Source organism: Blautia sp. AF26-2 (assembly GCF_003460955.1).
In the GTDB taxonomy this organism is placed as follows: Bacteria; Bacillota; Clostridia; order Lachnospirales; family Lachnospiraceae; genus Fusicatenibacter; species Fusicatenibacter saccharivorans.
The window spans coordinates 226750-252951 of sequence record NZ_QTWD01000003.1 but is presented as its reverse complement, the minus strand read 5'-3'; the positions used below and the strand labels follow the sequence as shown (position 1 = coordinate 252951).

Genomic DNA, 26202 nt, shown 5'->3' with positions numbered 1-26202 from the left:
TCTCTTGATTTTTTGTTCTATGGTTGCTATAATAAGCGTGAGTGTGGGGCGGAGGATAAACTTCGGCCCTTTTATAGCTAACTATAAACGGAATCAACAAGATAAAGAGGTTAAATCAATGACAAGAATAGACATTATTTCAGGTTTCCTGGGCGCAGGAAAAACAACCCTGATCAAAAAACTCCTCGGAGACGCGCTGAAAGGCCAGCAGGTTGTCCTGATCGAGAACGAATTCGGTGAAATTGGAATCGACGGAGGCTTCTTAAAAGATGCCGGTATCGAAATCCGTGAAATGAACTCCGGCTGCATCTGCTGCTCTCTTGTGGGAGACTTCGGCGCAGCATTAAAAGACGTTATCACCAAATATCACCCGGACCGCATCATCATCGAGCCGTCCGGCGTAGGTAAACTCTCCGACGTCATCAAAGCGGTAGACGGCGTAGAAAAAGAAGCAGGCGTAGCCCTGAATTCCGCAACAACCGTAGTCGACGTTATGAAATGCAAAATGTATCTCAGAAACTTCGGCGAATTTTTCGAGAACCAGGTAAAGAGCGCAGGAACCATCATCCTGAGCCGTACCGATAAAGCCGATACGGAAAAAGTAGAGGCAGCTGTAAAAATGCTCCGCGAACTGAATCCGGAAGCACACATTATTACCACACCGGTTGAAGTACTGGGTGGTAAGAAAGTACTCGATACGATGGAAGGTGCCATCATCAACCTTGCGCAGGTAGAAGAGGAAGAGCATCATCACCATCATCATGACCACGACGAGTGCTGCTGCGGCCATGACCACGATGAGGAGCATGAGCACCATCATCACGATCATGATGAGGACGAACATGAACATCATCACCACGACCATGACGGCGAGTGCTGCTGCGGCCATGATCACGACGAGGAGCATGAGCATCATCACCACGACCATGATGACGAGTGCTGCTGCGGCCATGATCACGAGCATGAGCATCATCATCACCACGATGGCGAGTGCGGCTGTGGTCATGATCATCATCACCATCATCACGCAGACGAAGTTTTCACAAGCTGGGGTCAGGAGACTGTGAAGACCTTCACCAAAGAGCAGATCGAAGGCATCTTAAAGAAACTTTCCGAGGATACCGCTTATGGTATGGTTCTTCGTGCCAAAGGTATGGTAGCAGGCGCCGATGGACAGTGGATCTATTTCGATATGGTTCCGGAAGAGTACGAAGTACGTGACGGAGCACCGGAATTCACCGGAAGAATCTGTGTCATCGGTTCCAAATTAGCAGAAGATAAGCTGGCAGAGCTGTTCGGACTGTAAAAATACAAAGTAGCTGCGAAAATTACGGTCCGCAGGGTACCTGTGAACTGTAGTGAAGCTGCCGCATCAGAAACAAAATCCGATGTGGCAGCTTTTTTCTTGATTTAGAGACAAAGCAAAAGGTACGCCCGGAATCTTAGCCGCAAAAGCAAGTGCAGAAAGATTCCGGGAGTACGTCAAAGACAACGGAGGTACAAAATGTACGAAGAAGACGAAGTAGAAATTCCGATTTATCTCATAACAGGATTTCTGGAGAGTGGAAAAACCTCTTTTATCAATTTTACCGTAGCACAGGACTATTTCCAGATCGACGGACCGACCCTTCTGATCACAACCGAAGAAGGTGAAGTAGAGTACGACGAAAAAGAACTGCTCAAACACAACACCGTCCTGGAAATCGTAGAAGGACCAGAGCAGTTTACCCTGGATTACCTGAAAAAACTGAACCGCAAATACCGCCCGGAGCGAATCATTCTCGAATACAACCCGCTCTGGAGCGTAAAAAAACTCGAAGAAATGGAACTGCCGCGCGGTTGGGGCATCGTACAGGAGATCGTGACCGTCGACGCAAGCTGCTTCCAGATCTATATGCAGAATATGAAATCCGTCTTCATGGAGATGGCAAAAAATGCGGATATGGTTATGTTCAACCGCTGTCGTCCGGAAGATCCGCTTCCGGCATTCCGCCGCAGCATCAAAGTAGTCAATCAGGCATGCGACGTTCTGTTTGAGAATGAAGAAGGCGAAATTGACAACATTTTTGAGGATCAGATGCCGTTTGATACCGATGCCGATGTGATCGAGATTGATGACGCCGATTACGGGATCTGGTATGTCGATATGGGCGACAACCCGGAGCGTTACGAGGGCAAGACTGTTCATTTCCGCGGTATGGTATTAAAGAGCAAGGATGTCGGAGCCGATTTCTTTGTTCCGGGTCGTATGGCAATGACCTGCTGTGCAGATGATACTTCTTTTATCGGCTATGTCTGCAAATGCGCAAGCGCCAAATCTCTCGTAATGGGTTCCTGGGTTGACGTGACTGCAACGGTAAAATGGGGCTATATGAAGGTTTACGATGGCGAAGGCCCGGTTCTGTATGCAAAAGAAATCAAACCGGCCAAAAAGCCGGAGAGCGAGCTGGTATACTTTAACTAAACATTGCCGAAGCATTTCAGCGAATAAAAGAGCAGGAAAAAGGCTGCTCTTTTGTTCGTGTTCTTTCTTTATGACAGATGGAAAAACAATATATCATTTTTCGGTGCGGCGAAGCAGCTATTCGGTTATGCGCAAGTAGCGAAGTGGATGGAGAATATCCGTTTTGACCGTGACGTGAACAAAAACTGCGCCGGAAAATGGTCTGATGACAGGAGAATTTATGTATATTATAGTAGGTCTGGGAAATCCAACGCGCCAGTACGAAGGGACGAAGCACAATGTCGGATTTGATACCATCGATTATCTGATCGATGAATATCAGATCCCTTCCTCCGGTACAGGCCACAAGGCTCTGTTCGGAAAAGGCATGATCGCAGGTCAGAAGGTTATCGTTGCAAAGCCGATGACATATATGAACCTGAGCGGTGAGTCCGTGCGGGAGCTGGTGAACTATTACAAAGTGGATCCGGAGAGCGAGCTGATCGTGGTTTACGATGATATCAGCCTGGCGCCGGGACAGATCCGTATCCGCAAAAAAGGAAGCGCGGGCGGCCACAATGGCATCAAAAACATCATCGCCAATCTTGGCACCGACCATTTTATGCGTGTGAAGGTCGGCGTCGGTGAGAAACCGAAAAACTGGGATCTGGCGGACTACGTGTTAAGTCCGTTTACGAAAGACGAACGTCCCCTTGTAAATCTGGCGATCGAGCATGCGGCAAAAGCAATCGAGCAGATGCTGAACGGGGATGTGGACGCAGCTATGAATGAGTATAACCGCAAATCTGCAAACCCGGCAGAGTAAGGAAAATGAAAGCGTTATTAGAACCGATCAAAGAAATTGCCCGTTTTGACGAGCTGTTCCGTGATCTGAAAAAAGGAACCGCAGGTGTGACGGTGATCTCGGGCTGTCTGGAAAGCCAGAAAGCCCATATGATCGCAGGTCTCTCCGAGGATGCCCCGGTGCGGCTTCTGATCGCGGAAAATGAATTAAAAGCAAAAGAATTATATGAGGATTACCGGCTGTACGATGCGGAGACGCTGTATTATCCGGCGAAGGACCTGATTTTCTATCAGGCAGACATTCACGGAAATCTGCTGATCCGGCAGCGGCTTCAGGTGATCCAGGCACTTCTTGAGCGGAAGGAAGTTACCATCATCACCAGTGCAGGGGGATGTATGGACTTTCTTCTGCCTCTTGGCGTGTTCGAAAAACATTGCATCCATCTGCGCAATGACAGCGAACTCGATCTGGATAAAATAAGAAAAGAGCTGGTGCGGCTCGGCTATGAGAGTACCTTTCAGGTGGAGTCGACCGGTCAGTTTTCCGTCCGCGGCGGCATTCTCGATATTTATCCGCTGACGGAACAGAACCCGATCCGGATTGAGCTCTGGGGCGATGAGATAGATTCCATCCGAAGCTTCGATGCGGAGAGCCAGCGGTCGATTGAAAACCTCGAGGAAATCACAATCTATCCGGCATCGGAGCTGATTTTAACAGAGGACACGATTGCGCGCGGCGTAAAAGCTATAAAAAAAGAGGCGAAAGCGCAAAGCACAAAATTCCGCGACAAGATGATGACAGAGGAAGCGGCAAGGATCCGCCATGCGGCAGAGGAAATCTGCGATCAGATCGGCGAGGGCGAAATTCTGCAGGGAGCGGAGCAGTATCTTCATTATTTTTATCCGGAGACCGTCTCGTTTCTTGAGTATCTGCCGGAGAACAGCCGCATTTTCCTCGATGAGCCGAACCGCATCATCGAGTGTGCCGATGCGCTGGAAGCAGAATTTCAGGAGAGCGTGAGCCACCGTCTTGAAAAGGGATACCTCCTGCCGGGACAGGCGAAGCTGATGTGCAGTACGGCGGAGCTTGTGGCAAAACTGAACCGCCGCGGCTGTGTTGCCGTATCGCTGATGGAGCCGCAGAAGGGCGAGTGGAACATCCGCGATGAGTTCAGTGTGACGGTGAAATCGGTCAATTCGTATAACAATCAGTTCCCGCTTCTGGTAAAAGATCTGAAATCCTGGAAAAAAGCGGGTTACCGTATTGTACTGGCGAGTCCGTCGCGGACGAGGGCGCAGCATCTGGCAGAGGACCTGCAGAATGAGGAGATTCCGGCCTTCTACAGCGAGAATGAGGAGCGTGTTCTGAAACCGGGCGAGGTCATGCTGATCCACGGCGCGGCCCGCAGAGGCTTTGAATATCCGATGCAGAAATTTGTGCTGATTACAGAGACGGATATTTTTGGAAAAGAGAAGAAGAAAAACCGGAAGAAATCGGAGTATTCCGGTCAGAAAATCCAGAATTTTGCGGATCTTTTGATCGGTGACTATGTCGTGCACGAGAGCCACGGTCTTGGTATTTACCGCGGTATCGAAAAAATTGAGATGGACCGCGTAACGCGTGATTATATGAAAATCGAGTATGCGGGCGGATCGAACCTCTATGTGCTGGCCACCCAGCTCGATACGCTGCAGAAGTATGCGTCCGGCGAAGCTGCAAAGGTGCCGAAGCTGAATAAAATCGGCGGTCAGGAATGGAATAAGACGAAAACACGGGTTCGCCATGCGGTAAAAAATATCGCACAGGATCTCGTGAAGCTGTATGCCGAGCGGCAGGCGTCATCCGGCTATCAGTTCGGAAAGGATACGATCTGGCAGAAGGAATTTGAGGAACTGTTTCCGTTTGAGGAGACGGACGATCAGCTTGCGGCGATCGAGGCGACAAAGGCGGACATGGAGAGCAAAAAGATCATGGACCGCCTGATCTGCGGCGATGTCGGATACGGCAAAACCGAGGTTGCAATCCGTGCAGCGTTCAAGGCAGTACAGGAGAGCAAACAGGTCGTCTACCTCGTTCCGACCACCATTCTGGCACAGCAGCATTACAATACGTTCGTTGAGCGCATGAAGGACTTTCCGGTGCGCGTTGATCTTCTGTGCCGGTTCCGCACGCCGGCAGAGCAGAAAAAAACGCTGGAGGATCTGAAAAAAGGACTCGTGGATATTGTCATCGGAACACACCGCGTTCTGTCGAAGGACGTAAAGTTCAAAGATCTTGGCCTTCTGATTGTCGATGAGGAGCAGCGGTTCGGCGTGACGCATAAAGAAAAAATCAAACAGCTGCAAAAAAATGTGGATGTTCTGACACTGACGGCGACGCCGATTCCACGTACCATGCACATGAGCCTGATCGGCATCCGGGATATGAGTGTGCTCGAGGAAGCACCGCAGGATCGACAGCCGATCCAGACCTTTGTCTGTGAATACAATGAAGAAATGGTTCGCGAGGCGATTAACCGTGAACTTGCGCGGGGCGGGCAGGTTTACTATGTCTATAACCGTGTCCAGTCGATTGCGGATATGGCGAACACGATCCAGAAGCTCGTGCCGGATGCAAATGTGGGCTTTGCGCACGGGCAGATGAAGGAGCGCGAGCTCGAGAAGATCATGTACGGATTTATCAACGGAGAGATCGATGTGCTCGTGTCAACAACGATCATTGAGACAGGACTCGATATTTCGAATGTCAATACCATGATTATCCATGATTCTGACCAGATGGGACTGTCACAGCTCTATCAGCTCCGCGGCCGCGTCGGACGGTCGAACCGGACTTCCTACGCATTTCTGATGTACCGCAGAAACAAGATGTTGAAGGAAGTGGCGGAGAAGCGTCTCCATGCGATCCGTGAATTTACGGAGATGGGAAGCGGCTTTAAAATTGCAATGCGTGATCTTGAGATCCGAGGCGCCGGAAATCTGCTGGGCGCAGAGCAGTCGGGCCATATGGAATCGGTTGGATACGATCTCTATTGTAAAATGCTCGCAGAGGCTGTCCAGGAGGCGAAGGGCATCGCACCGGCAGAAGCGTTCGAGACAACGATTGATCTGAATGTCAGTGCCTATATTCCGGACAGCTACATCAGCAACGAGTCTCTGAAGCTTGACACCTATAAGCGAATTGCGGCGATTGAAAATAAGGAAGAGTATGAGGACATGACGGAGGAGCTGACCGACCGCTTCGGGGAACCGCCGAAAAATGTACAGAATCTTCTGGCTGTTGCAGAACTGAAAGCGCTGGCGCACTGTGCGTATGTGACGGAGCTGAAACAGATGGGCGATTCGGTACGAGTCACCTTACAGCAGCATGCAAAAATCGATGTGGCGCGGATTCCGGAGCTGCTGCAGAAATACCGAGACGAACTGAAATTCCAGATGGAGTCGCTGGCGTTTGTCTACACGCCGCGGCGGAGAAATTCAAAGGAAAAGATCGATCTGCTGGAGAAGAGCCATGCACTGGTGGAAGATCTGCTGCAGATCACACAGGAGTGAAATACTCGCATAACCACAAAATCGTGTGAAAAAGGCGTGAACAGGGAAGAAAAAAGTTGCCCTGTATCAACAAAAAGGGTATAATAGGAAAAGCGTTTATAAAAATCGATGCAGGACCGGAAATTCGAACGTGTAAAAAGAAAAACTCTTTTTGAGCATACATTTCGCCCTGCATGAGGAGGAAGTAATGAAAAATTTAAAAGCAAAAGCAGTCTGCGTTATGCTGAGTGCTTCGATGGCAGCGATGGGACTGACTGGCTGCGGTTCCGACAATGTGGACGGAACAAAAACGGCAATTACTGTAAATGACGAGTCGATTACACTCGGACAGGCAAATTTCATGCTGAGATATCAGCAGGCAACCATGTACAATTATTATTCCAAGATGTACTCGATGTACGGAATGCAGATGCCGTCTGAGATGTACGACAAGGAAGGCGACGATGGAAAGACTACCGGGGAAACGTTCAAGGAGCAGTCTCTTGATACGATCGAAAAAGAGCTTCTGATGCGGCAGCACGCAGAGGAATACGGAATTTCCCTGACAGACGAGGAAAAACAGCAGGCGAAAGAGGCTGCACAGGCATTCGCAGATAAGAACGGTGACGATGTGATGAAAAAGTTGCACGCAACCGTTGAGGACATCCAGGATGCACTGGAGCTGTATGTTATTCAAACCAAAATTTATGATCCGATCATCGCAGATGTAGATACCGAGGTATCCGATGAAGAGGCAAAGCAGACCTCCATCAGCTACATCACGGTATCCACAGCAGGAACCGAGAAGGATGACGATGGAAAAACGATTGATTTGACGGACGAGGAAAAAGCGGCAAAGAAAGAAATCGCACAGAGATTCCTGGATCTCTTAAAAGAGTCTGAGGATCCTGCAGCCGCATCGTTTACCGATCTGCGCAAGGAGCTGAACGATCAGTTAAATGCGGAGAATACCGCAGATTCCACCGATTCTGCCGACAGCTCCGATGAGAGCAGCTCTTCTTCCGATGCTTCCGACACAAGCGCATCCGACGCTTCAAGCGCGAGCACATCGAGCAGTTCCGCCAGCGATTCCTCCTCTGAGGTTTCTTATCTGACCTCTTCCGAGACATCCTTTGGAACCGGATCGGAGAAAGACGATGACGATACCTGTTCTCTTGGAGATAAAGTAGCGGAAGAAGCAGCAAAGCTGAAGGATGGCGAGTATTATGACGGTGTCATCGAAGGCGACGATGCATATTATGTGATCCGTGTAGATAAAGCATTCGACGAGGACAAAACCGAGTCCAGAAGACAGACCATCATTTCCAACCGCAAATCGGATAAGTACAACGATACACTGGATGGATGGGTAAAGGAGAGCGATATCAAGGTCGCATCCAACTGGAAAAAACTTGAAGTAACGGACGCAGATCTGTATACGATGACAGTTGACAGCGCTTCTACAGATTCCACAGATGGAACCACAACCGACAGCACAACAACGGACAGTACCGCAACGGACAGTACAACGTCTGACAGCACGACATCAGGCAGTACCGAAACGACATCGACAAGCAGCACAGGCACTGCTTCAACGTCTTCAAGCACTGCAGAATAAAAGCATACGATACAGGACAAACGGCAGCCGGATCCGGGAGAGGGGTCCGGCTGCTTCGCGATTTTTCTTCCATTTCGCATGGCTCTGAATCGTTACAAAAAAAGAAAATAATAGGGAATTTGTAGAGTAAATTGACAATAGTAAGAAGTTCATTTAAAATGAAATTACAACCAGAGTGTATCTCGCAAATTGCGGAAATAATTTTTCAGACACGCTCTAATGTTCAGGCGAAAACGATGTACCAGGAAAGAAGGTGGAGAAATGAAGAAGGCAGTAATTTCCGTACTTGTCGGTACAGCAGTATTGGCTTTCGTTGCGTGTGGAAAAAATGCTGCAACGGAAAACAGTTCCGATTCGGGTGTTTCAACGGTATCGGCATCCTCGCAGGTGGAAAATGGACAGAAAGCAACCCGTGTGAACCAGGGAACAAATTTGTCTCCGGGGTCACCGAAAAATACCACATCCGGTGGAGGGAACAGCTCGGGCAGGACACATCATTCGGAGACGCATCATTCGGAGACACATCATTCAGACGCGCATCATGATTGAGAATGTCGGGGTTTGCTGAACATTCGTGAACAGAAACAGACGAAGGGGTATCCAAAACGGATACCTCTTTTTTTACTTGTCGGGAAAACAATACAATGCTATACTGAACATGAATTTGACGCGAAAAGCGCGGCAGGTTCAGAAAAAAACAGCCGGGATTTGTCAGTATACGCGGACATGTGCTGCAGGGAACTCGGGCAGAATGGAGAAAAGAAAATGACAAGAGAAGAATTTGAACAGCTTGCCGGAGCAGGTGTCATTTTATTGGATGGCGCAACCGGATCAAATCTGACAAAAGCGGGAATGCCAAAAGGAGTCAGTACAGAACTTTGGGTTCTGGAGCATCCTGATATTCTGGCAAATTTACAGAAGGCTTACGTGGAGGCGGGAAGCCAGATTGTCTATGCGCCGACCTTTGGTGCAAACAGATTGAAATTAGCGGATTATGGAAGAGAAAACGAGGTGGAGGAGCTGAATGCACGCCTGGTGGACATTTCGAAAAAAGCGCTTGCCGGAACAGGTGCGCTGATTGCGGGAGATTTTTCCACACCGGGAAGAATGCTGCAGCCAAAAGGCGATCTCTCTTATGAAGAGCTGCTGGAATCCTACACAGAGCAGGTAACAGCGGTAGCAAATGCGGGCGTTGATCTTCTGGTAGCGGAGACGATGCTGAGCGTAGACGAAACGTGTGTCTTTATGGATGCTGCACTTTCTGTCTGCGATCTGCCGATTATGTGTTCTCTGACGCTGGAAGCAGACGGTTCTGCCCTGTTCGGCGGAAACGCTGTGGAAGCAGTTGAGACACTGCAGGAAATGGGAGCATCCGCCGTAGGACTGAACTGCTCGGTCGGACCGGATCAGCTTGAGGCAGTCGTAAATTCCATGAAAAAAGTGGCAAGAGTACCGGTTATCGTAAAACCGAATGCCGGCCTGCCGAAAATCATGCCGACCGGTGAGGCAATCTACAGCATGGATGCGCCGACGTTTGCAAGATATATGAACATTCTGGTAGACGCGGGTGCAGGCATTGTCGGCGGCTGCTGCGGAACGACACCGGAGTATATTCGTCTGGTGAAAGAAATGCTGGATGCGAGAAAGTAAATCAAAGATTACAATTCGCAGGAAACTGTGAGATGTAATGAATTCCCCTGTTGCGGACAAAATCTGTACGGGGGAATTTTTTTGCAAAACAGAGTTCAACGATCTGGTCTGATGGAAAGCCCGGGTGGAGAAAAAGATAGGAAGTCTGGAAAAAAGACATGGAATTGTGGAGAAAAGTCTGGTAGAATACGTGTCGTGTGGAAAACTTTCCGTAAGAAAGGATGATGAAGGATGTATCAGAATTATATTTTTGATTTATATGGAACTCTGGTAGATATACATACGAATGAAAAGAAAGCGTATCTCTGGAAAAAAATGAGCCTGTTCTTCGGCATGAAAGGGGCCGCCTATGAGCCGAAAGAACTCCGGATGGCGTATGAGACAAAAATCAAAGAGCAGGAAGCTGCGCTTAAAATGGAATGCCGCGGCAGCCATGTACCGGAAATCGACATTGCGGATGTGTTCCGGCAGCTGTTTGAGGATCAGGCTGTTTCGGTAACGGAAAAAGAAATTGCAGATCTGGCGAAAATGTTCCGTGCGATTTCGATAGAAGAACTGAAACTGTTCCCCGGCGTGCCGGAAATGCTGCAGCGTTTAAAAGACGCAGGAAAGAAGGTTTTTCTGCTGTCCAACGCACAGGCGCTTTTCACCGCGCCGGAAATTTCCCTGCTCGGCCTTACGAAATACTTTGATGGAATCCTGCTCTCATCGGATGCCGGTGTGAAAAAACCGGATCCGGCGTTTTATGAGATGCTGCTGAAGCAGTATCACCTCGATCCGGCAGAATGCCTGATGACAGGAAATGACGATATCGCTGACTGCCACGGTGCAGCCTCTGCCGGAATTGCAAGCCGTTACGTGGCAACGCGCCAGTCACCGAAAATAAACGACCCGCTGCCGGAAAACTGTGAGAAGATCGCGGCGATTGCGGAGTTATTTTAACTGAAGAGCATTCAGCAGCACTCCTGAAAAAATAATGCGAAAAAAGGGGCTGTCGCACTACGTTCATTTTCTTAGTGCAACAGCCCCTTTTGCTTATGTCAGGAAAGGAATCCTTCAGCTTTTCCGCATTCCTTTATCCCACCGGAATTTTCGATAGCAGGCATAAATCAGAACACTGCATACCAGCCATCCCGCCGGATAACCAAGTGCAATCGGAATGATGGAATCAAATATATGAGACATCACAAACAGGTAAATCTGGCGGAACACGACGAAGCTTCCGAGCATTACGATCATTGGTGTTCTGGTGTCTCCTGCGCCACGCAGGACGTTGGAATAAACCTGGTTGACGCAGCAGAGAATGTAGAACGGGGAGAGCAGATACAGGAACAGGGTTCCGTAACGAATCACAGCTGTCTCCTGGTTAAACAGATAGACCATTTGCGGGGCGAAAATCAGCAGAGGAATCATCATCACAATGGTTACAAGCTCAGCAAGCAGGAATGCGGTTGTAGCACCCTTCTTTGCACGGTCAATGTAGCTGGCACCGACGTTCTGTCCGGTGAAGGTGGTCGAAGCAAGACCAACACTCATCATCGGCAGCATCATAAACTGGTCGATTTTCATGCAGGCACTCCAGCCTGCCATAACATCCGAGCCGAATACATTGATATAGGACTGCACGAAAACGTTGGAAACGGAAGTCACCATCTGCTGGATCGCTGCCGGCAGTCCGACGCAGACGATGCGGTACAGCAAAGACCAGTCCATGCAGAGCTTTTTCCAACAGATGCGATAGGGGCCGTCTGTTGTGGTCAGCACATACAGCGTCAGAACCGCCGAAAGGCACTGTGCAATAACGGTTGCAAGCGCCACACCCTCGATTCCCATGCCGAAGGAAACGACAAACAAAAGATCGAGCACGGTATTGATAACAGCGGAAAAAATCAGGAAATACAGCGGATGGCGGGAATCGCCGACAGCGCGGAGAACGCCGGAGCCCATGTTGTAGAACATCAGACCGGCAACACCGCCAAAGTAAATTTTAAGATACGTTGCTGACTCGCGGATGACGTCGTTCGGCGTACTCATCATGCGGAGCATGTACGGTGTAATGAAGATGCCGAGAATAGTAAAGACAATAGAGAGAAAAAATGTCATCACCAGTGTCGTGCTGACGGTGCGGCTGACCTTTTCATCCGCCTTTGCGCCATAATACTGAGAGATAATGACACCGGCACCGGTGGAAAGTCCCATGAAAAAGCCGATCAGAGAATTGATGATCGGACCGACGGAGCCGACGGCGGCGAGTGCTTCCTTGCCGACAAAGTTGCCGACAACGATGCTGTCAACAGTGTTGTAAAGCTGCTGGAAGAGATTTCCGGCCATCAGCGGAAGCGAGAAGAGAAGAAGCTGTTTCCAGATAGAACCCTGGGTCATATCGCGGGCTTTGCTCTTTTGTACTGTTTTCGTCATAGTAGTCCCCTTTTTTACGTTGATTTTACCTTCTTTTTTATTGTAGCACTTTGAAGTTGTGATGGAAATATCCATTTTTGACGCGATTTTCGGACTTTATTGATATAAACAGCCGAAAATAAAAGTGAAAAGAATTGTTTCTGAAAAAATTGTCTGGTATAATAAGGAGCAGATGCGTAAATGCAAAAACAACAGATGCTTCAAAGACCGGTGCAAAAACGGAAAGATCAGGGGGATTTTGCGGTGGTTTTTTGGAAACTGCGCGTCACAGAACAGGATAGAAAGAAGGTAACTGAAATATGGGAGATTATTTTGTATGCAGTAAAACAGATCCGGTAGTAGAGACAAAAGCAGGAAAGGTACGCGGTTTCCGACTGAACACGACGTATGCCTTTCATGGAATCCATTACGCCGAGGCGGATCGTTTCCAGATGCCGCAGCCGGTGAAACCGTGGAAAGGAATCAAAAATGCACTGGCATACGGCTATGTATGCCCGCTTTTAAAGCAGGATGAGCCGAACATGGAGGTGCTGGTACCGCATCGCTACTGGCCGCAGGACGAGCATTGCCAGAACCTGAATGTCTGGACACAGAGTCTTGATCCGGGTGCGAAAAAGCCGGTCATGGTATGGCTCCACGGCGGCGGCTTCAGCGCCGGCTCTGCGATTGAGCATGTGGCATATGAGGGGGATCACTTAAGCGAGTTCGGTGATGTCGTTGTTGTTTCCGTGAACCATCGGCTGAATATCCTCGGTTATCTCGATCTCTCGCCGTTTGGCGAAAAATACAAAAATTCTGCGAATGCAGGAAACGCAGATATGGTAGCTGCATTGCAGTGGGTACATGACAATATCGCGGCATTCGGCGGAGACCCGGAGAATGTTACGATTTTCGGTCAGTCCGGCGGCGGTATGAAGGTGGCAACGCTGATGAATACGCCGGCAGCAGACGGCCTGTTCCAGAAGGGTATCATCGAGAGCGGTGTTTATGAGGCAAAGGTTTATCAGAAAGAGGACGGAGACGGCACCGCGATTGTGAAGGCTCTGTTAAAAGAACTGAATCTGGACGAGTCCGAGGTGGAGAAGCTTGAGACGATCCCGTATTATGAGCTGTCAAATGCGTACAATAAAGTTGAGGCAGAGGTTGCTGCGAAAGGCTGCTATATCGGACAGGGACCGATGGAGAACGGCTGGTTCCGCGGAAATCCGATCAAATGCGGATTTACGGATCACGCCAAAACGATTCCTGTGCTGGCAGGAACCAACATCGGTGAGTTTGATTTTGGACCGGTTGTGCCGGGAAAACATGAGATGAACCGTGAGGAACAGATTGCGTTCCTGACGAGAAAATATGGTGATGCAACGCCGGAACTGATTTCTCTTTTTGAAAAAGCATATCCGGACAAAACAATTGCCGATTTGTGGTCTGTGGATACGTTCTTCCGTCCGGACACGATCGAATTCATTCGTCAGAAATCGGAGTTTACAGAAGCGCCGACTTATTCCTATCAGTTTACCTATGAATTCCCGATCGATGGCGGAAAAGCCGCATGGCATTGTGCCGAGATTCCGTTCGTATTCCATAACATCGACCGCATCGCCGTATGCAATGTCCCGGGCGAAACAGACCGTCTGCAGGAGCGTATGGCCACCGCCTGGATCAACTTTGCCCGCTACGGAAGTCCGGAAACCCCATCCCTCCCGAACTGGCCGGCATGCACCCAAGGGGATGAAGCAACCATGATTTTCGACAGAACCTGTGAAATCCGCCGCAACTTCGATCACGAGCTGGTGAAAAAATTGGTGGAAACCGAGTATAACCCGATGACACCGGTTGTGGAAGACGAGGAAGAGGACGCGTTCTTTATTCATTAATTAATTGACTCATAGCAATCCCAGAAAAAACAGCCAGAATGTTTTGCCTCAGTTAAAAACATTCTGGCATTTTTCAACTTATGCTAAATTGAACTTAAGGCAAGAATATCGTATGATAGAGGTAGAAAGAGAAAGGCGCAGGTGGAATATGGGAGTTTATCTGAATCCGGGAAATGAAAAATTTGCAAAAGCGGTTCAGTCCGAAATTTATGTGGATAAAACAGGGCTGATCGAGTATACCAATCAGGTGATTAATACTGTGCAGAGATATGTCTGTGTCAGCCGTCCGCGGCGCTTTGGAAAATCTATGACGGCGGATATGCTGACGGCTTATTATGGGAAGGAATGCGATTCCAGAGAACTTTTTTCTGGATTGAAAATTTCTCAAAATGCTGTATTTGCACAGCACTTAAATCAATATCCTACGATTTTTTTGAATATGCAGGAATTTCTGAGCCGGAGCAAGGAAATTGGCCAGGTGATTGACCGTGTTCGAAGAATGCTGCTGCGGGAACTGAAAAACAGTTATCCGGACGTGGACTACTTTGACGATACGGATCTGGTAGAATCGCTGCAGGATATTTATGCGGCAACAAAACAGTCGTTTATCATTATCATTGATGAATGGGACTGTGTTTTCCGGGAATATCAGCAGGATAAAAAAGCACAGGAAGAGTATCTTGATTTCCTGCGGGATTTTCTGAAAGATAAGGTTTACGTAGCACTTGCCTATCTGACGGGTATTCTGCCGATCAAAAAATATGGAACCCATTCTGCACTGAATATGTTTGATGAATTTACAATGCTTGATCCAGGGCCGCTCGCAGAATATGTAGGATTTACGGAGCAGGAAGTAGAAGAACTCTGCGGCCGGTATCAGATGGATCTGGCAGAAATTAAAAACTGGTATGACGGCTATTCGTTCCCGGGAGAAAGTTCGGTTTACAGCCCGCGTTCGGTTGTCAATGCCATGCGATTCCGGAAAATCGGCAATTACTGGAATCAGACAGAAACATTTGAAGCACTACAGTGGTATATTGATCTGAATTTTGACGGCCTGCGGGATGACGTACTGCAGATGATGGCAGGGAAAAAGATTCCGGTGAACACGGGCAGTTTTACGAATGATATGACAACTTTCCGGACAGAGGATGATGTGCTGACACTGCTGATTCATCTTGGATATCTTGGTTATGAGGAACAGAATAAATATGTTTTTATTCCGAATGCCGAGGTACAGTCAGAATATGCCAGTGCGGTAACCGTTTCCCAATGGGGAGATATTTCAAAGGCACTGAAAAATTCCGCAGATCTTCTGCAGGCTGTGTGGGAAAAACAGGAAACACAGGTAGCAGAGGGAATTCGGCTGGCACATTTTGAAACGTCACAGCTTCAGTACAATGATGAAAATGCGTTGAGCTATACGATTTCACTGGCGCTGTATGCAGCACGGAATTTTTACACGGTTTACCGTGAACTGCCTGGGGGAAAAGGGTTTGCGGATCTTGTTTTCGTACCAAGAAAAAGATACCAGGACAAACCGGCGCTGGTTGTAGAACTGAAATGGGACAAAACAGCAGAGGGTGCGCTTGCGCAGATTAAGGACAAAGAATATTGCAGAAGTCTGGAAGAATATCAGGGAAACTTGCTTCTGGTAGGAATTAATTATAATAAAAAGACAAAAGAACATGTTTGCAGAATTGAGGAATATCAGAAGTAAAAGGGAGAGGAGGTATTATGAATATTGAAAATCGTAATATTCGTTTTACTTCAACGGTAATTTGCAGGATCTTTTTGGGGATTTGCTGTTGTTTTTTAGCTGCATGTTCCTCACAGAGTTCCCAAAATAACAGCAACATCTTTCTGTATGCCGTTGATTTCAGCCATTCCACCCTGTCGCCCGGGAATGTGAAATTTGATATGTCTATGGAAGATGTTTTGCAGAAGACGCAGCTTTCGGAAGATGATGTTGATACCACGTTAGGAGAAGCGTATCCGCGAATCATTCATTCGATCAGCATTTCCAGTCTGTCGGATGATATTCAGGAAATCTTTTCTTTTCAGAATGATCAACTGGTATCTGTGGAATATGCCATAACGGTTCCGGAATCTGAATTTCAAACGGTACTGCAGACGCTGGCTCATCAGGCGGCAGAATTACTTGAAGATTTGCTGGTGGGAGAGAATCAGATTCTTGAGGGAAAGACGACAAGGTGGGAAGATGAGCAGAAAAACAGTCTGATCCTGTCTTTCCCGGACACGGATACATCGGAAGAGCGCGTTATTTTTCTGGGCTTATACAGGACGAAGGCCTGATTCGGGACAGGATGAGTGGTGTCCTGAAATCATGTAATAGAAAAACCAGAGTCGGATGAGAATGTTTTCACCGGCTCTGTTTTTGCGTTTCCGGTAACGGTTTTGAGCGGTAAATGCTATGCAATTCTGCCGCGGGAATGGTATAATAAAACCAGTATGCGCCGCTTTAGGCAGGCTGCTTAGAAAGAGGATCGATGCATGTACACATATCTGATTGTAGATGATGAAATGATAGAGCGAAAGGGCATTCGAATGCTGCTTTCGCGGATGAATATCCGGGAGAATATTCTGGAGGCCTCCAATGGAGAGGAAGCGCTGGAGGTGTTCGAAAAAGAGAAAATTGACGTGCTTCTGACCGACATCAATATGCCGTTCATGGATGGAATTGAGCTTCTTTCCCGGATTCATGAGGAGTATCCGGGGACGGAAACGGTGATTTTCAGTGGGTATGATGAGTTTTCCTACGCGAAAAAGGCGATTTCTTACGGTGTTTTCGCCTATATTTTAAAACCGGTCAACCCGGAAGAATTTGAAAAGGTGGTTGGTGAAATCAACGAAAAGCTTGCAAAGAGTGAGCGTGAGGAAAAACGGAAGGACGAAAGTATGGAGTTTCTGCGGGAACATTTGCTGTATCTGATGGTCAATGGGCAGAGCCGCAGCGCAATGCAGGAGAAAACACAGACGCTTCTCGATATGAGCTTTGTCCGGGATTTTTGCCGTATGGTACTGCTGGAGTGTGCCAACAACTATTTTGAACAGGTAAACAGCGAACAGATTGAAAAGATGCAGAGCGATTTGCAGATGCCCTTTCACTATCTGAACCTGAACCCACAGCAGTCCATCCTGTTTTTTAGCGAGGAGCCGGATGGCGGCTGGGAAGCGTTCGGACGGAAGCTGTACCATTATATTCGTGAAATGTGGGACCAGGAATGCTTTCTGGCCGTGTCGGGTGAGATCACGCCGGACGTTGAGCTTTACGATGCATTTGCACAGACGGAGCAGCTCATGGAGCGTCGCTTTTATCACACGGGAAACCATGTTTTTCTTCCCTTTCAGGAGGAGCAGTCCGAGGTGCTGGTGCAGATTGATGCTGAAATCCTGATCCGCCAGATCCAGCAGGACATTCGCATGAAGGATCTGGAGAGCCTGCGTGAACACTTTGACCAGTTCTGCGAAAAGTATGAGCACCAGACGATTTTTTCTCAGATTTACATCAAATTTATGTTTTCCAACTTATTGAAAGAGATTTACGACAATCTCGAGAGAAAAGATGAGCGGGAGCTGGACCGTGAGATCGACGCCCTGTATCACAGCAGCAACATGACCGGTGTGATTCAAGCGGTCCGTATGGGTATTGACCGGCTCGAAACGGTCTTCCGCGCAGACGGCGGTGTTGCGAAACGCAGAGAAGTCGAGCAGATTAAACAGTATATCTGTGAGAACTATTCTGACAGTGGCATGGGTGTTGACCAGCTTGCGCGCGAGGTTGGCATGACACCGAATTATCTGAGCAGCATTTTCAAGAAAAATACAGGAGAAAACCTGAGCCGCTACTTAAAAGGTTTCCGCATGGAGCGTGCGCGGGAGATGCTTGAAAATACGAATGAGAAAATCGGTATAATCTGCGAAAAATGCGGTTTTGTGAATGTGTCCTATTTCTGTCAGAGCTTCCGCGAATATTTTGGAATCAGCCCGCAGAAATACCGGGATCAGGGGGAGTAAGATGACATCATTTGCCGGCAGAATAAAAAAAGCATTTTCAGATATGAAGGTACACCGGAAACTTATCGTGGCTTACGTTCTCACAGGACTTTTCCCAATGTGCCTGATGTTCACACTGTTTTACACCCAGATGCGCCGTGTACTTGTCGAGCGTGAGATCAAAAATCTGCAGACCACCTTTGATCAGGCAGTGGACGATGTGAATACGGAGCTTGCGCTGCACCAGAGTATGTCGGACTATCTGGCATTCGACCAGACGATTGTTCAGATTATAAAGGCAGAAGACAAAAACAGCTTCGAAGCATACGAGCGCATGGTGAAAGAGTTTGATCCGATGATGGATTCCTTAAGTTATTTTTACCCGGAAATCCGACAATCTACGGTCTATGTGCGTGATTTCGTCATTCCGCACGGCACGTATCTGCGTCCGGCGCAGGAAATTGAAAATGATGAATGGACAGCACCGGCGGACAATGACGTTCACTGGTATGCCGATATGGATCAGGGAACGGTGACGATGGTGCGGTCTATGCCGCTGATTGATGACGGAAAAGGCGGTTTTTTATACATTTCCATGGACTACAGTAAGATTTTTGGCTCCATGGAGCTTGCAGTCAATGAGGATTACGGTGTTTTCGTCTACAATGAGGACAAAGAAGTGCTGTATGAAAATCAGAAGATGACCAGGAATGCGAAATACCAGATGGAATTTTCAGACTTTCAGAAGATACAAAAAAAAGAGAAGCAGAATACAGCGAACTACATTCTCCTGGAAAAGGAGATTGAGCAGAATGGATGGCATGCCGCGTGCTATCTGCCGAAAAAAGGCATCATCAGTCCGATGCAGCCGATTCTTCTGATAGTTCTTCTGATGTGGGCGGGCTGCGTCCTTTTCTCTGCGGTCGTGATTATGAGATTCTCCGGAAATATGGCGCACCGCCTTGAAAAGCTGAAAAAGACGATGGCCGAGGTAGAGGAAGGAAACCTGGAAGTGGAAATGGTTTCTACGGAAAGAGATGAAATCGGTGATCTGACGCGTGGCTTTAATCAGATGCTGTCGCGTATCCGTCAGCTGATTCAGGAAGTCTATGAGAGCCGCATCCGCCAGAAGCAGTATGAAATGACGGCGCTCCGTGCGCAGATTAACCCGCATTTTCTGTATAATTCCCTGTCGCTGATCAACTGGAAAGCATTGGAAATCGGTTCGGATGATATCAGCAAGGCTACGCTGGCGCTTTCGCGGTACTACCGGACTTCTCTGAACAAAGGCAAAAATACGATGTCCATCCGCGAGGAGATCGACAATGTGCGTTCGTATCTGCAGATTCAGGAAATGTTTCACGACTACAGTTTTACGGTCAAAATGGATGTGGCGGAGGATATTCTGGATTACCGTACACTGAACCTGATTCTGCAGCCGCTTGCCGAAAATGCGATTGCACATGGAATTGACCGGCGGCGCGGCAGTGAGCCAGGCGTGATCACAATCAGCGGACGGCGCGACGGAGACTGTGTGGTGCTTTCCGTGGCGGATAATGGCGTTGGCATGGAACAGGAAAAAGCACAGACCATTCTGACGGAGAAGAGCAGCGGCTACGGTGTGCGGAATGTCAATTCCAGGATTCAGCTCGAATACGGAGAAGCGTATGGTCTTTCGATTGAGAGTGAGCCGGGAAAGGGAACGAAAGTGACGGTACGGATTCCGGGTGTGGAAAGGGAGGTACAGGCATGATGCAAAAAAAAATTGCGGCAGGCCTCGCTGTATTGCTGGCAGCGGGAACGATTCTGGGTGGCTGCGGAGAAAGTGGCGCAGCAGGGAATGATTCTGTTTCCGATGCTGCCGGAAATGAGGCTGCGGCTCTTACGGAAGCGAAAACAACGCCGTACGGACGTTACCCGGAAACCATCACGTACACGCTGGCAAAAATGACGGGTGTGAATAATTCCAATCTCCCGGAGGGAGAAACCTATGAGGACAATGCCTATACACGCCTGATCCGCGAAATCATTAATGTACAGAACGAGGATGTTTATGAAAACTACGGTGATACCTATAACGTTGGCATTTCTACCATGATTGCAACAGGAAACATTGCCGATATCATGGTTGTGGATCAGAAAACGATGAATGCCATGCAGAAAAACGATCAGCTTGCCGATCTTACAGAGGTTTATGCAAATTGTGCCAGCGACCGTATCAAGGATATTTATGCAAGCTACGGTGAGGAGATTCTGCAGGGCTGTACCTTTGACGGAAAGCTGATGGCATTCCCGGAAACCAACATTTCGGACGGTCCGAATCTTCTCTGGGTGCGGAAGGACTGGATGGAAAAACTGGGACTTTCCGTACCGGAAACGATCGATGATGTGAAACATATTGCGTTGACGTTTGCAGAGGAGAATCCGGCAAACCAGGAGATGGGTAACATCGGCCTTGCAGTCAGCACAACTCTGTACGGCGGCACGGGCATTTCTTCGGAATACGGCATGAATCTTATTTTTGCCTCATTTGGTGCATATCCGGGAAGATGGCTGACGGATGCGGAAGGAATGCCGGTTTATGGTTCCGTTCAGCCCAATGTAAAAGACGCACTTGGCATGCTGGCCGACTGGTACCAGGAGGGCGTCCTTGACCGGGACTTTTTGATCCGCACACAGGATGACATTGCCGAGCTCATTGCCCAGGGACGCTGCGGCATTTTCTTCGCACCGTGGTGGGCACCGAACAACCCGCTCTGGCGCTGTCATGAGACGGATCCGGAGGCCGACTGGCAGCCGTTTCTGATTCGGACCGGGAAGGATGGAAGTGTGCGATACTGCAACGAAAAGCTGACCGGAAATTATGTGGTAGTGCGAAAAGGGTATGAATATCCGGAGATTGTGCCGAAGATTCTGTCGGTGATGTTTGATTATATGCGCTATTCCTACGATGATCCAAGGGGAGAATTTCAGCAATATTATACGGGAAATATCGATCCGACGGCACGCCCCTTAGCAATCAATCTCGACTATAATCAGGCACTGACGATCTGTTACGAAAATCTGCAGGCGGCACTGAACGGGGAAAAATCGGAGGATGAGCTGGAGATTTTGGAAAGATCGTTCGAAAAGGTATGCCGCGCCTATCTGGAGAACCCGAAAACAGCGAGTGCGGAGGAGTGGAGCGCGTATTTATCCCGTATCACAGCCTGCTCGCTTTTAAGCGACGAAAAGATTCAAAGAGTGAATACGATTTATCCGACCCGGACGAAGACCACAGAAACATATCGTTACACCTTAAAAGAACTGGAATCGGAGACCTTTTTAAAAATTATCCGGGGCGAGTCTGAGCTTTCTTCTTTTGATGATTTTGTAAAAGAGTGGCAGGAGGAAGGCGGAGATGAAATCATTCAGGAGATGATTCAGGAAAGGAAAAGCCTGAGTTCACAGGAAAATCAGAAGACAGAAGAAAAAGCCGAGCAGAAGGCGGAATAAAAAACAGAAGAGGAGGCAGGACGCACCGGAAAAACGGTGCGCGGCCTCTTTTTTTGTTGCGGAAAAGAATTCTGCAGATTGCGGAAATGATTTTCCGGATACGCTCCGGTGTAGAAATGTAACGTAGAAATCCAACATAGATCATAGATTCTTGATATTTCAGAAAAATCCGCCGACTGCTATAATAAAATCAACAAGAACGAGAGATACCAAGCAGCAAATGCGATATGACAGCAGACGTTCCAGAAAGAAAAATCATATAAGGAGGATTTTCAATATGAAAAAGAAAGTAGTATCTATTATGATGACCGCAGCACTTGCAGTTGGCATGCTGGCAGGATGCGGAAACAGCGACAGCGGTTCTTCAAATGCCGCTTCCGGAAACGATTCCAAGAGCACATCCGAGGCAGGAAGCACAAGCGCATCTGCTTCCAACGCAGCAGAGGAAGAGGAAATTACCACAACCCTTACCGTATGGTCTCCGTCAGAGGATCAGGCAAGCGACAGCGGTGAGTGGCTGCAGACCATGTGCAATCAGTTTGCAGAGGAGCATCCATCCTGGCACATTACCTTTGATTACGGTGTATGCGCAGAGAGCGATGCAAAAGATACCGTAACACAGGACGTTGAAGGAGCAGCAGATGTTTACATGTTTGCAAACGACAACCTGACATCCCTGATCGCTGCAAACGGAATTTCAAAACTCGGCGGACAGACAGTTGAGGAGGTAAAAGAGAACAACTCTCAGGCAATTGTAGATTCCGTATCCGTTGACGGCGATATCTACGGTGTACCATTCACCACAAACACCTGGTTTATGTACTATGATAAATCTGCATTCACTGAGGATGAAGTGAAAAACCTGGATACCATGATCGCAAAAGACAAGATTTCCTTCCCGATTACAAACTCCTGGTACATTGCTTCCTTCTACGTAGCAAACGGCTGTACGCTGTTCGGTGAGGACGGAACAGACGAGGCAGCAGGCGTTGACTTCGAAGGCGATAAAGCAAAAGCAGTGACCGATTACCTGGTTGACCTGGTAAACAATCCGAACTTCGTATCTGATGCAGACGGATCCGGTCTTTCCGGTCTGCGTGACGGTTCTGTAAAAGCAATGTTCTCCGGTTCCTGGGATGCATCCGCAGTTAAAGAGGCACTCGGTGATAATTACGGTGTTGTACAGCTTCCGACCATCACCATCAACGGCGAGGAGAAACAGATGAAATCCTTCTCCGGTTCTAAAGCAATCGGTGTGAATCCGAACTGTGAATATCCGCAGGTTGCAGTTGCTCTTGCAAGATATCTCGGAAGCGCAGATGCTCAGAAAGCACACTATGAAATGAGAAACGTAGTTCCGTGTAACGAAGAGCTGCTTTCCCAGATCACAGACGATGCACTGGTAACTGCTCAGAACGATACCTTCAACAATACTTCTATCATCCAGCCGTTCGTTAAGAATATGAGCAACTACTGGACTCCGGCAGAGAATTTTGGTAAATCTCTGGTCAACGGTGAAGTTACCCATGATAACGCTGCAGAAATGACAGAGAAACTGAACACAAGCATGAATACTTCTGCAGTCGAGTAAGCAAGACAGGCACTGAAGTGTTCGGAAATCAACAGGATTGAAACCACAGGCATTGTCAGACACCAGGATTGACAATGCCTGTCTTTCGGAAAGGATAGATTATGGCATCATTGAAAAAACGCGCCAAAGAGTTTGAGACTCCCTATCCGGTGACAAAAGCCATCACAAAGGGCGATGCGGTCACGAAACTTTCCATGTTTGTCATGGGACTGGGAAATCTGGCTCACAAACAGATCGTAAAGGGTATTTTATTTCTGGCAGTAGAAATTGCGTATCTCCTGTTTATGATCGAAGGCGGTATCAACAATCTCTATCATCTCATCACCCTGGGCGGCCGTGCGCAGGAAGAGGTGTGGAACGAGGCCAAGGGTATTTATGAATATACCGGCGGCGATATGACAATTCTGTTCCTGCTCTACGGAGTAGCAACGATTTTTATTACGGTTCTCTTCTTTATGATCTGGCGTGTCAATATGAAGAGCGCTTATGAGGTAGAGTGTCGTGCAAAGGAAGGGAAACATATCAACACCATCAAAGAGGATCTGGAAGCACTCGTTGACAAGAGACTGCACTGGACCCTGCTGACACTTCCGATTCTCGGTATTGTGATTTTCACAATCCTTCCACTGGTCTTTATGATCTGTATGGCTTTCACCAGCTACAGTAAAGTCGGCGACCATCTGACGATTTTTCACTGGGTTGGACTGAAAAATTTCAGTACGGTTCTTGGCATGGGCAACTCGATCGGCAAGACATTCTGGTCTGTTCTTGGATGGACCCTGATCTGGGCTGTGCTCGCTACATTCCTGAACTATATTCTTGGTATGATTCTTGCGATTGTCATCAATCGTAAAACAACCCGCATCAAGGGATTCTGGAGATTCTGTTTTATGCTCTCCGCTGCAATTCCGCAGTTCGTTTCTCTTCTTCTGATGCGTACGATGTTAAAGGACAACGGCCTGATCAACAACCTCTTGGTTCAGGCCGGTCTGATCAGCAGTCCGCTTCCGTTCCTGACAAATGCGACCTGGGCGAGAGCAACGGTTGTTATCATCAACCTCTGGGTTGGTATTCCGTTTACCATGATGCAGGTTACCGGTATCTTACAGAACATTCCGGGTGAGCTTTACGAGGCAGCCCGTGTGGACGGCGCAGGCCCTGTGACAATTTTCTTTAAAATTACGCTGCCGTATATGCTGTTTGTCACGACTCCGTATCTGATTACAACGTTTACGGGTAATATCAACAACTTCAACGTTATCTATCTGCTGACTGCAGGAGCACCGGTTCCGGTCGGAGCAACCGCCGGAAAGACGGACCTTCTGGTTACCTGGCTGTACAAGCTGACGGTTGACTTACAGTACTTTAACGTTGGTGCGGTTGTCGGTATTCTTACCTTTGTCATTCTGGCGGTAGTTTCACTGATCACGTACCGGAATACTGGTTCTTACAAGAACGAGGAGGGATTCCAATAATGAATAACAAAGAGAAAAAAACACACTCCATGAAAGCGCGCGGAATGATTTCCGATGTGGTTGTACATGTGGTTCTGGCACTGCTTGCGATTGTATGGGTGATTCCGGTTCTGTGGATTGCACTCTTAAGCTTCAGCACACAGAAGGGATCTTATGTTACCAGCTTTTTCCCAAAGGGATATACGCTTCATAATTATGTGCGTCTGTTTACAGATACGCAGGTTTTGGACTTTCCGCAGATGTTTAAGAATACGTTTATCATTGCTGTGTTCAGCTGTCTGATCTCTACGGTATTCGTGCTTTCGGTTTCTTACTGTATGTCGAGAATGCGTTTTAAAATCCGTAAGACTTACATGAACATCGCGATGATCTTAGGTCTGTTCCCGGCATTTATGTCGATGGTTGCTGTCTACTATATCTTAAAGGCAGTTGGTCTTTCGGAGGGATCAATGATCCGCGTGGCATTGATTCTGGTGTACTCGGGCGGTTCCGGAGCGGGATTCCTGCTTGCAAAGGGATTTTTCGATACGGTTCCGAAGGCACTGGATGAGGCGGCTTATCTGGATGGAGCGACGAGATTCCAGGTGTTTACGAAGGTGACAATTCCGCTGAGTAAACCGATTATTGTGTACACGGTTTTAAGTGCATTCTTAGGACCATGGCTGGATTTTATTTTCGCGAAGGTTATCTGCCGCGCGAATGCGAAATATTATACGGTGGCACTGGGACTTTGGAAGATGCTGGAGAAGGAGTATATCGACAGCTGGTATACTTGTTTTGCGGCGGGCGCGGTTTGCATTTCGGTGCCGATTGCGATTTTGTTTGTTGTAATGCAGAGATATTATACAGATGGGCTTTCAGGAGCCGTCAAAGGATGATTTGTGGAGCAGCCGATGAGGGGTCGGCTGCTCTATTTGTGTGTGGGGGGGGGGGGGGACGGATCTGGCTCCGGCGCCGTGGCACCTGCCGCACAGACGGGCGCGGTGGCATCGGCGGGCGGATGATGACGTGTGGGAGGCGGTGGATTGAGGAACCGAGGCTATTCGACAGGAAATCTGATGATTTCCCGTCTCAGAGCCTCTTGACTTCCGGCCTGGATGGCCGTCCGTCATCCTCACTCCACTGCCTCCCACGCGTGCATCATCCGCATGCTGCCGATGCCAATGCGCCCGTCTGCGCGGCAGGTGCCACGACGCCGGAGCCAGATCCTGGGGTTGGAGGACGGGAGGATGGGCTGGATTCGCCCGGAGGGCGAATCGGCGTGAGTTTGTTGACTAGTGCAAAGT

Annotated in this window: 18 protein-coding genes; 17 read left to right on the top strand and 1 reads right to left on the bottom strand. The window is 48.4% G+C overall.

The window, feature by feature from the left end:
- Positions 1 to 118: 118 nt before the first annotated feature.
- From DWY63_RS06290 to DWY63_RS06255, 8 genes are all read left to right on the top strand, one after another.
- Positions 119 to 1306, top strand: coding sequence for a GTP-binding protein (locus tag DWY63_RS06290; RefSeq protein ID WP_117761325.1), 1188 nt, complete (start codon positions 119 to 121; stop codon positions 1304 to 1306).
- Between the two features lie 198 nt (positions 1307 to 1504).
- Positions 1505 to 2464 carry a TIGR03943 family putative permease subunit gene (locus tag DWY63_RS06285; RefSeq protein WP_055225753.1) on the top strand — a complete coding sequence of 320 codons (960 nt, stop codon included), beginning with the start codon at positions 1505 to 1507 and terminating at the stop codon, positions 2462 to 2464.
- Positions 2465 to 2684: 220 nt separating this feature from the next.
- On the top strand, positions 2685 to 3269 hold the full coding sequence (gene pth, locus DWY63_RS06280) for an aminoacyl-tRNA hydrolase (protein ID WP_022462621.1): 585 nt from the start codon (positions 2685 to 2687) through the stop codon (positions 3267 to 3269).
- Between the two features lie 5 nt (positions 3270 to 3274).
- Positions 3275 to 6799, top strand: coding sequence for a transcription-repair coupling factor (gene mfd / locus DWY63_RS06275; RefSeq protein WP_117801646.1), 3525 nt, complete (start codon positions 3275 to 3277; stop codon positions 6797 to 6799).
- Positions 6800 to 6986: 187 nt separating this feature from the next.
- Positions 6987 to 8396 (top strand): SurA N-terminal domain-containing protein, encoded by a 1410-nt coding sequence (locus DWY63_RS06270; RefSeq protein WP_117801645.1) that lies wholly within the window; start codon positions 6987 to 6989, stop codon positions 8394 to 8396.
- Positions 8397 to 8657: 261 nt separating this feature from the next.
- Positions 8658 to 8945, top strand: a complete 288-nt coding sequence (locus DWY63_RS06265; protein WP_117801644.1) for a hypothetical protein — start codon at positions 8658 to 8660, stop codon at positions 8943 to 8945.
- 216 nt (positions 8946 to 9161) lie between these two features.
- Complete coding sequence (locus DWY63_RS06260) at positions 9162 to 10046, top strand: homocysteine S-methyltransferase family protein (RefSeq protein WP_117801643.1); 885 nt, start codon at positions 9162 to 9164, stop codon at positions 10044 to 10046.
- 231 nt (positions 10047 to 10277) lie between these two features.
- Positions 10278 to 10988: an HAD family hydrolase gene (locus tag DWY63_RS06255; protein WP_117801642.1), complete on the top strand. Its 711-nt coding sequence runs from the start codon at positions 10278 to 10280 to the stop codon at positions 10986 to 10988.
- Between the two features lie 114 nt (positions 10989 to 11102).
- Here the strand turns inward: DWY63_RS06255 and DWY63_RS06250 are convergent, their stop codons facing one another.
- Positions 11103 to 12464, bottom strand: a complete 1362-nt coding sequence (locus DWY63_RS06250) for an MATE family efflux transporter (RefSeq protein ID WP_117801641.1) — start codon at positions 12462 to 12464, stop codon at positions 11103 to 11105.
- Positions 12465 to 12763: 299 nt separating this feature from the next.
- On the opposite strand from DWY63_RS06250, the gene DWY63_RS06245 reads away from it, so the two are divergent.
- From DWY63_RS06245 to DWY63_RS06200, 9 genes are all read left to right on the top strand, one after another.
- Positions 12764 to 14338 (top strand): carboxylesterase/lipase family protein, encoded by a 1575-nt coding sequence (locus DWY63_RS06245; protein WP_117801640.1) that lies wholly within the window; start codon positions 12764 to 12766, stop codon positions 14336 to 14338.
- A gap of 148 nt (positions 14339 to 14486) precedes the next feature.
- On the top strand, positions 14487 to 16058 hold the full coding sequence (locus tag DWY63_RS06240) for an AAA family ATPase (protein WP_117801639.1): 1572 nt from the start codon (positions 14487 to 14489) through the stop codon (positions 16056 to 16058).
- Between the two features lie 200 nt (positions 16059 to 16258).
- Complete coding sequence (locus DWY63_RS06235) at positions 16259 to 16654, top strand: hypothetical protein (RefSeq protein ID WP_117761309.1); 396 nt, start codon at positions 16259 to 16261, stop codon at positions 16652 to 16654.
- Positions 16655 to 16852: 198 nt separating this feature from the next.
- Positions 16853 to 18376, top strand: coding sequence for a response regulator (locus DWY63_RS18615; RefSeq protein ID WP_117801638.1), 1524 nt, complete (start codon positions 16853 to 16855; stop codon positions 18374 to 18376).
- A 1-nt stretch (position 18377) separates the two neighbouring features.
- A complete protein-coding gene (locus tag DWY63_RS06225; RefSeq protein WP_158568333.1) occupies positions 18378 to 20108 on the top strand; it encodes a sensor histidine kinase in 1731 nt (576 codons plus the stop codon).
- On the top strand, positions 20105 to 21850 hold the full coding sequence (locus DWY63_RS06220) for an extracellular solute-binding protein (RefSeq protein WP_117801636.1): 1746 nt from the start codon (positions 20105 to 20107) through the stop codon (positions 21848 to 21850). Before DWY63_RS06225 ends, DWY63_RS06220 begins: the two co-directional genes overlap by 4 nt.
- A gap of 277 nt (positions 21851 to 22127) precedes the next feature.
- The gene (locus DWY63_RS06210) at positions 22128 to 23441 is read left to right on the top strand and encodes an extracellular solute-binding protein (protein ID WP_117510163.1); all 1314 of its coding nucleotides are present in this window, start codon (positions 22128 to 22130) and stop codon (positions 23439 to 23441) included.
- Positions 23442 to 23542: 101 nt separating this feature from the next.
- On the top strand, positions 23543 to 24916 hold the full coding sequence (locus DWY63_RS06205; protein ID WP_117761299.1) for a carbohydrate ABC transporter permease: 1374 nt from the start codon (positions 23543 to 23545) through the stop codon (positions 24914 to 24916).
- Positions 24916 to 25794, top strand: a complete 879-nt coding sequence (locus DWY63_RS06200) for a sugar ABC transporter permease (RefSeq protein ID WP_243001852.1) — start codon at positions 24916 to 24918, stop codon at positions 25792 to 25794. Before DWY63_RS06205 ends, DWY63_RS06200 begins: the two co-directional genes overlap by 1 nt.
- Positions 25795 to 26202 lie beyond the last annotated feature (408 nt).